Origin of the sequence: Staphylococcus simulans (assembly GCF_002902285.1) — a bacterium.
Taxonomy (GTDB): Bacteria; Bacillota; Bacilli; order Staphylococcales; family Staphylococcaceae; genus Staphylococcus; species Staphylococcus simulans.
In genome coordinates, this window is sequence record NZ_PPRU01000084.1 from 1 (window position 1) to 996 (window position 996).

At 39.5% G+C, this 996-nt stretch carries 1 protein-coding gene; it reads right to left on the minus strand.

Going from position 1 to position 996, the window contains the following annotated elements:
* Nucleotides 1-996 (minus strand): Rib/alpha-like domain-containing protein (locus tag CD112_RS13255; protein ID WP_258026724.1); only part of this gene is annotated, 996 nt, incomplete at both ends.

Below are 996 nucleotides of genomic sequence, written 5' to 3' on the forward strand. Positions count from 1 at the left end.
GATTATATGGTTTTTCAATATCTTTAGATACTGGTTCATATTTATCATTTTCTGGTTGTGGTGTTACAACAACTTTAACTGTTACATGATCTTTTGTGCCATCTGGATATGTCACCGTTACTGGTACTTCATATTCACCTGGAACTTTGCCGTCAGGGATTAATGCTGGGTTATCTACAGTAACTTTTGGTTGATTACCTGTTGTTGGGTAATCAGGGACAGTTACTTGGTTTACGATTTCGTTTACAGTTGTTGGTTGATTATATGGTTTTTCAATATCTTTAGACACTGGTTCATATTTAGCGTTTTCTGGTTGTGGTGTTACAACAATTTTAACTGTTACATGATCTTTTGTGCCGTCTGGATATGTCACCGTTACTGGTACTTCAAAGACTCCTGATGCGTTTCCACTAGGTACTGTTGTTGGGTCATCAATTGTAACAACAACTTTGCCACCATCTTTAGGGAAGTCTGGAACACTTACTTTTTCTTTAACTTCTTCTGGAGTAGTTGGTGTGCCATATGGTTTTGTGATTTCTCCCGCAGTCGGTTCATATTTATCGTTTTGTGGTTGCGGATTCACTGTAACTTTAACCGTTACGTAATCTTTTGTGCCGTCTGGATAAGTGACTGTCACTGGGACATCGAATGTGCCCGGTGTTTGACCATTAGGTACTTTTGTTGAATCGTCAACTGTTACTATCGGTGTTCCTTTGTCAGCTGGGAAGTTTGGTACTGTGACTTTGTCTTTGACTTCTTGTTCAGTTGTACCTTGACCAAATGGTTTTGTGATTGGTTGAGTCGTTGGTTCATAAGTATCGGAGTCTTTTGGACCGACCGTAACTTTTACATTCACTGTATCCGTTGTTTTATCTGGATAAGTCACTGTGACTGGAACTTCGAACTCGCCGCTTGTTTTACCGTCAGGTACTTTTGTTGTATCTACAGTAATAATTGGTTGGTCTCCTTCTTTAGGGAAATCCGGAACACTTACTT